This window comes from Niveispirillum sp. SYP-B3756 (assembly GCF_009495745.1).
In the GTDB taxonomy this organism is placed as follows: Bacteria; Pseudomonadota; Alphaproteobacteria; order Azospirillales; family Azospirillaceae; genus Niveispirillum.
The window spans coordinates 854,614-861,015 of record NZ_WIDQ01000001.1 but is presented as its reverse complement, the minus strand read 5'-3'; the positions used below and the strand labels follow the sequence as shown (position 1 = coordinate 861,015).

Sequence of the window (6,402 nt, the reverse complement as noted above, 5' to 3'; positions counted from 1 at the left end):
ACATTCATCGACGGGTTCTATAATCCCATACGGCGACACTCGGCCTTGGGCTACAAAAGCCCTATCCTGTTCGAGGCCGCCGCCTGACGGCGAGAAAATGGCTCTCCACTTTGCCAGGGCAAGTCCAGAGTTCCGAAATTCGCCGCCAGAGGTCGATCCCGCCCTCCCTGGCGAATTGATCGATCTCCCAGAGCTCTTCGGGGCTGAAGGCCGTATTGTTCAGTGCATCGAGGGAGTCATCCAACTGCTCGACCGTGCGTGCGCCGATCAGGGCGCTGGTCACGCGCGGATCGCGCAGCACCCAGGCAATGGCCATCTGGGCGAGCGTCTGTCCCCGCCTCCAGGCAATCGCTGCAAGGCCACGCAAATTCGCCAGATTATCCGGCGTCAGGACTGCCTTGTTGAACGTGCCGTGCGGATCGAGAGAACGCCCGGATGTCGCTTGGCCGTTGATATACCGATCCGTCAGCAAGCCCTGCGCCAAGGCCGAGAAGCCGATGCAGCCGACGCCCAGCTCTTCGAGCGTGTCCAGCAGACCCGTCTCGATATGCCGATTGAGCATCGAATAAGAGGGTTGGTGGATCAGGAGCGGGACGCCTTCCCGTTTCAGAATCTCATGGGCGGTTCTCGTCCGTTCCGGACTGAACGATGATATCCCGACATAAAGCGCCTTGCCCTGCCGCACGATCTGCGCAAGCGCAGCCATCGTCTCTTCCATCGGATCGTCGGGCCATGGGCGATGGGCGTAGAAAATGTCGACATAATCGACACCGAGCCGCTTCAGCGTCTGGTCAATGGACGCGATCAGATGCTTTCTGGAAGCGCCCCTGCCGTAAGGCCCGGGCCACATGTCGTAACCCGCCTTCGACGAAACCACGAGTTCGTGTCGCAGCAGGCCCGGAAAATCCTCCCGAAGAATTCTGCCGAAAACATCTTCCGCATGTCCCGCAGGCGGACCGTACATGTTCGCAAGGTCGAAATGGGTAACGCCGCGATCAAACGCCCGGCGAACGATCGCCCGCCCATCATCAAAGCCATTCCTGTCGCCAAAATTCTGCCATGTGCCCAGCGAGATCGGCGACAACACCAGCCCACTGTGCCCGCAGCGACGATAACTGACCGTTTCATAACGGGTCTCATTCGGAAAATGGCTCATGATCTGGTCTCCTCCTCGGGGCTGGTCATCACTCGTCTCCTTTCAGGGAAGATCCCCGGTCCGCCGGGGGCGCGAGTGGGCGGACCGGGGAGGGCGCCGCCTTCCAAAGCCGGATGGTAGCGATGGAAGCCTGGGTGTAGCCGGGAGGATCGGTGTCCGCCCCGAACGGCGCCTTGCTGGTAATCGTGTTGGTCGTCAGGAGACCGCCGACATAGGGTGCCTGCATTCCGCTGAGCACGAGCTGGCACCGCACAGGGAAGAGGCCCGTCTCCGGAAAATCAATCCGGAGTGCCAAGCATTCGCCGTTACCATGGAACTCCATCGTTCCAATCCTGATCTCGGCAAAAAAATTCTGCCGGGCGGGCTCGCTGGTTGGGCCGAAACAGCCCCGCAGCGTGGCGACGCGTTGAGCCTTGGTCTCGACGACCTTTCCGTCTCCCGGGCGCGTACGCAGGCTCCAGAACGAGAAGAAGCGCTCGGCATCCCTTGCAAACGGCGCGAAACCGGTCCTCTCGGCGCTGCACCAGCCTGGTTCGGTCGAACGTGCTTCGCGGATACTGCGAAGGATGTGGATTTCCTCGAACCTGCCTTCGGATGCCACATTGCTGGCAGGTACTGCGCAGCCGGCCAGCGCCAGCGTGAGGCCGAATATCGGCGCGGAGAAGACCCGGCTCATCGGCGTAGCCAGCCAATCGCGGGCGCCTGCAGGCTATGGATGTAGAGGCGGTCAGCGGTTTCGGTAGCACCCGTCGTTGCCGGATAGGCGCTGTTCGGATCCTGCAGGTCGGCGGTGATGCGACCGGTCTCGTCGATGGCGAAGACATGGCCATAGGGCTTGCCGAGCGGCAGCCAGGCGCGCGGCAGCCTGAGCAGCATCGCCCTGAGGAACGGCCATTCGGCCAGGCTGTCGGCGGCCGCACTGCGCGGCTTGAACAGGCCGACCCAGATGCGGCCGCCCTGTCCTCGCATCAGATTGTCCGGATAGCCCGGCAGGTTGTCGAGCAGTATCCGCGCCTGCGGCGACGCCCCGGCGATGTCGATATCGCTGGCGCGCGCCTCGATCTTCCAGATCCGGTAGCGGCCCGTCTCGGCGACGAAAAGGCTGTGCCCGTCCGACGAAAGGGCGATCCCGTTGGCGAAGGAAAAGCCATGCGCAACGATGCGCACCTTGCGCGTCGCGGGGTCGTAGGCGAGCACACGGCCAGTCGCCGACTGCTCGAGGATGTCGAGGATACTGGCTTCCAGCGTGCTGCCATGTTCGGCCGGAGCGAAACGCTGCGACGCATCGGTGAAATAGATCGTGCCATCGGGGGCCACGACCACGCCGTCGGCATAGCGGACCGGATCGCCGGGACCGGCATGATCGGCCAGGACCGTTGCCTGTCCGTTCGGCGCAATGCGGAGCAGGCCCCTTATCGCATCTGCTGCGATCATCTGTCCGTCGGCATCGAAGGCGAAGCCCAGCACCCTGCCGCCCGTGTTCGCGAACGCCTGCTGCCTGCTGCCGTCGGGTTCCATGCGCAGCAGGCTGCCGCTGGTCATTGCGGCGTAGAGCTTGCCGTCCGGCCCGATCGCCATGTGTTCCGGGCCGTGCTCCTTTCCCAGCGCGATCAGTTGCAGGCCGGAGAGGCGCGTGTTCGGCGCATAGGCGCCGACATAGCCCACCGACGGAGACACGCGCCATGCCACGGGCTGCGCCGGAATGGGCCAGAAGCAGAGATAGGCAGCAGCACCCGCGAGCACGATCCCCGTAGCCCCGAAAGCATTTCGCAGCGCAAGCCGGCTCATTGGGCATCTCCACAGGATCGTTGTTGAAGGCCGTGCGGCATCTCAGCCCCCGCCGCAGGTCTGGAGTAGGCCAAGCAGTTCGCCTTCGCGGATCGGCTTGCGCAGAAATCCGATCGCACCCACCGTCGACAACTGGGCACGCAACAACGCGTCGTCGAACGCGGTGATGACGATGGCAGGGACGGTAAAGCCCGAGGCGGCCAGTTGCTGCAGCATTTGCAGCCCGGAGATGCCTCCCAATTTTACGTCGGTGATCAGACAGTAGAGATCAGCGATTTCAGGGAATGTCAGGAACGTCTCAGCCGATGTGAAGACAAGTACCGTATAACCAACCGATTCCAGGAAACCCTTCATCGCTTCGAGAACGAATGGATCGTCATCGATACAGGCAATGACTTGGAGATCGGGCAAATCCAAGGTTCCTTATTTTAGATTGATGATCGAATAATATCGCGGATCGGCCCCGCTTCTCAATTCCGACCATGGTTGCGCGCGGGCGTGCTTTGGTCGTTCGCCAAGCGGCGGTCGTCGCGTCAGGAGGCTACAAAAGGTCGAGCTGCGCTCGACTTTGGGTGAGGTGGATATGACACCCCGGATGCATTAGCTTCACGGGGTTGGCAGTCAGCCATGGCGCCAGGAACTTGGGCGAAAAAGGGCCCGGGCAGGGCACTGTCCGTCACCTGGAACCCCTGGCCGATGGGGCAGGACGCCGGCGGGTTTCGAATTTGGGGGACATGTCGTGCCTGGCCATCCGCCGTCATACTCGCCAGACACCAACCGTCTGGCGCACGAGCCGGACACGGTGGGTGAGGCGCGGCAGGCGCTGAGGTTCCTCCACGATATCGATTGCCTCACGCGCCTGGCGGAGGACTGGATCGATCAGGATCCGACATCCATTGCGCAGAGTGTCCTGGAGACGTTGCTCTCCATGCTCGATCTCGATTTCGTCGGGCTCCGTCTCCATGGTGCCACGCAGATCTTGTCGCGGATCGGCGAGGCGTTCGGCGGGGAGCACAGCCCGGAAAGTATCCTCAACGCGGTGGATTCCGCGTTGCAGCACCTGCCGGGTCATGGCCCAGCGGTCGTGACGGTGGGGCAGGACAAGCTTTTCCTCTTGTCGACGCCGCTGGGCGCGGTTTCCAGCATGGGCTTGCTTATTGCCGGCGCGCGGCGCGCCGGCTTCCCGGAACGACCAGAGGTGCTGAGGCTGACCACTGCGGCAACCCAGGCAAGCCTCGCCTTCCGCGAGGTGCGCGAGATCAGCGATCCGCAACCGCCCGCTGACATGCGCGCCGAGAGACCGATCGGCGATGCGCTTGCAGAAAGTGAGCGGCGCCTCAATCTCACCATCAACTCAATTCCTGCCATGGCCTGGTCGACGGCGGCGGACGGTATGCTGGAATTCTGGAATCAGACTCTCACCGACTTCGTCGGCCTGCCGTTCGAGGAAATCGTGGGGATGGGGTTCTATCGCGTCTTCCATCCCGACGATGTCGAACTGCTGCGTGCCGCCTGGGAGCACACGCTGGCGACGAAACAGCCGCGGGAGGTGGACGGGCGCATCCGCCGTTTCGATGGCGAATATCGCTGGTTCACCTTCCGCCAGAAACCGCTGCTCGATGACCAGGGCAATGTTTTGCGATGGTATGGCGTCGTCATCGACATCGAGGACCGCAAGCGCGCCGAGGACGCTCTCCGGGAAAGCCAGGCCGCGTTGCAGAGCCGGGAGCATGAGCTGCACCAGATCATATCATCGATCCCCGGCCTGGTATGGTCCTCCGACGCGGAAGGACGCACCGAGTTCTGGAGTCAGCAATATCTGGACTATGCGGGCCTGCGCCTCGAAGACGTTCTCGGGCTCGGCTATCTCGACCATATTCATCCCGACGATCGTCAGTTGGCGATCGATTTTTCAGTTGCCACAGTGAGGTCGCGCTGCGCAGGCGAAATCGAGATCCGCCTGCGCCGGGCCGATGGGCAATTTCGCTGGTTCCTGATCCGGGCAAGCCCGTTCTACGACGACGCCGGCAACATCACCCGGTGGTTCGGCGTCAATATTGACATCGAGGAGCGCAAGCGGGCAGAGGAGGAACTGCGACAGAGCCGAAGCGAACTCGAACATGTATCGCGGCTCACGACGATGGGCGAGCTGGCGGTGTCGATCGCGCATGAGGTCAACCAGCCATTGATGGCAATCGTCACCAACGCCAGTACCTGTTTGCGCTGGCTCGACCCTGCACAACAGGATCTCGCCTTGGCCCGCACGACTGTGGAGCGTATCGTCCGTGACGGGCATCGGGCAGGCGATATCGTTGCCAGCGTCCGAGCGCTGGCGCAGAAATCCGCTCTGAAGATGCGCCGCATGGTCCTGGAGAGTGTGATCCAGGAGGTGCTTGATCTTCTGCGCGCCGAATTCCGGCATCGGGGCGTGGTGCTCGTCACCGAGTTCGCACCGACCCCGACCGAAGTGATCGGTGACGGTACGCAGCTCCAGCAGGTCATTCTCAATCTGATCATGAACAGTGTCGAGGCGATGTCGGGTATCGACAGCGCTGGTCGGCGCTTGACCATTCGGACGCTCACAAGCGAAGATTTCGCGCAGTTCAGCGTTCTGGACACCGGAGATGGCCTAAGTCCCGATAATGTCGACCGCCTGTTCGAGGCCTTCTTCACCACGAAGCCCGAGGGGATTGGTATGGGTCTTTCGATCTGCCGCTCGATCGTTGAAGCGCATCGCGGGCGAATCTGGGCAAGCGACAACACACCGACAGGAAGCGTCTTCAGCGTCGCCCTACCCTTGGCGGGGAACACAAATGCGCCCCCGAACTGAAAAGCCGACCGTCGTCGTGATCGATGACGATGAGAGCGTGCGGGAGGCGCTATGCGGCCTGTTCCAGTCGGTTGGGCTCCAGACGAAAGACCATGGGTCTGTGCAGGAATTTCTGCACGCGGAGCCGCCCGCTCGTCCCGCCTGCCTCGTACTGGATATTCGGCTTCCCGGCAGGAGTGGGCTTGAGTTCCAGGAATCGCTTGCGCGGGATGGCAGCCGGCGGCCCGTCGTGCTCATCAGTGCGCATGTCGACGTGCCGATGACCGTTCGCGCCATGAAGGCCGGCGCGGTGGACGTCCTGACCAAGCCGGTGCGCGAGGAGGATTTGCTCGAAGCCGTATACAGGGCGATCAGTTTGGATGCGGAACTGATCAGCGAAGCAGAGCGTAGCGCATCGCTGTGTGCCAGATACGCCACGCTCACGGAGCGAGAGCGTCAAGTCATGGCGCTGGTCACAACGGGGTTGCTGAACAAGCAAATCGCGGCCCAGATCAATATTACCGAGGCGACCGTTAAGCTGCATCGCGGGCATGTCATGCGAAAGATGGCGGCTGGCTCGTTACCGGAACTGGTCCGGATGTCAGACATCTTGGGCGTGGCAGGCTCGCACAAGATGTGAGCCTCCCCT

At 62.3% G+C, this 6,402-nt stretch carries 6 protein-coding genes; 2 read left to right on the top strand and 4 right to left on the bottom strand.

The genetic code is table 11. The features are described 5' to 3' along the window. Nucleotides 1-61 precede the first annotated feature (61 nt). The 4 genes from GE253_RS04070 to GE253_RS04055 are packed head-to-tail and all read right to left on the bottom strand — an operon-like array spanning nucleotide 62 to nucleotide 3,355. A complete protein-coding gene (locus GE253_RS04070; protein WP_153202792.1) occupies nucleotides 62-1,156 on the bottom strand; it encodes an aldo/keto reductase in 1,095 nt (364 codons plus the stop codon). Nucleotides 1,157-1,184: 28 nt separating this feature from the next. Continuing rightward, nucleotides 1,185-1,832 carry a hypothetical protein gene (locus tag GE253_RS04065; RefSeq protein WP_153202791.1) on the bottom strand — a complete coding sequence of 216 codons (648 nt, stop codon included), beginning with the start codon at nucleotides 1,830-1,832 and terminating at the stop codon, nucleotides 1,185-1,187. Further along, on the bottom strand, nucleotides 1,829-2,944 hold the full coding sequence (locus tag GE253_RS04060; protein WP_153202790.1) for an SMP-30/gluconolactonase/LRE family protein: 1,116 nt from the start codon (nucleotides 2,942-2,944) through the stop codon (nucleotides 1,829-1,831). Before GE253_RS04060 ends, GE253_RS04065 begins: the two co-directional genes overlap by 4 nt. A 42-nt stretch (nucleotides 2,945-2,986) precedes the next feature. Then, nucleotides 2,987-3,355 carry a response regulator gene (locus GE253_RS04055; RefSeq protein WP_153202789.1) on the bottom strand — a complete coding sequence of 123 codons (369 nt, stop codon included), beginning with the start codon at nucleotides 3,353-3,355 and terminating at the stop codon, nucleotides 2,987-2,989. 328 nt (nucleotides 3,356-3,683) lie between these two features. Between GE253_RS04055 and GE253_RS04050 the strand changes: the two genes are divergently transcribed. Next, entirely contained in the window at nucleotides 3,684-5,774 is a 2,091-nt protein-coding gene (locus GE253_RS04050) for a PAS domain-containing sensor histidine kinase (protein WP_153202788.1), read from the top strand. After that, nucleotides 5,758-6,393 (top strand): response regulator, encoded by a 636-nt coding sequence (locus GE253_RS04045; RefSeq protein ID WP_153202787.1) that lies wholly within the window; start codon nucleotides 5,758-5,760, stop codon nucleotides 6,391-6,393. Before GE253_RS04050 ends, GE253_RS04045 begins: the two co-directional genes overlap by 17 nt. Nucleotides 6,394-6,402 lie beyond the last annotated feature (9 nt).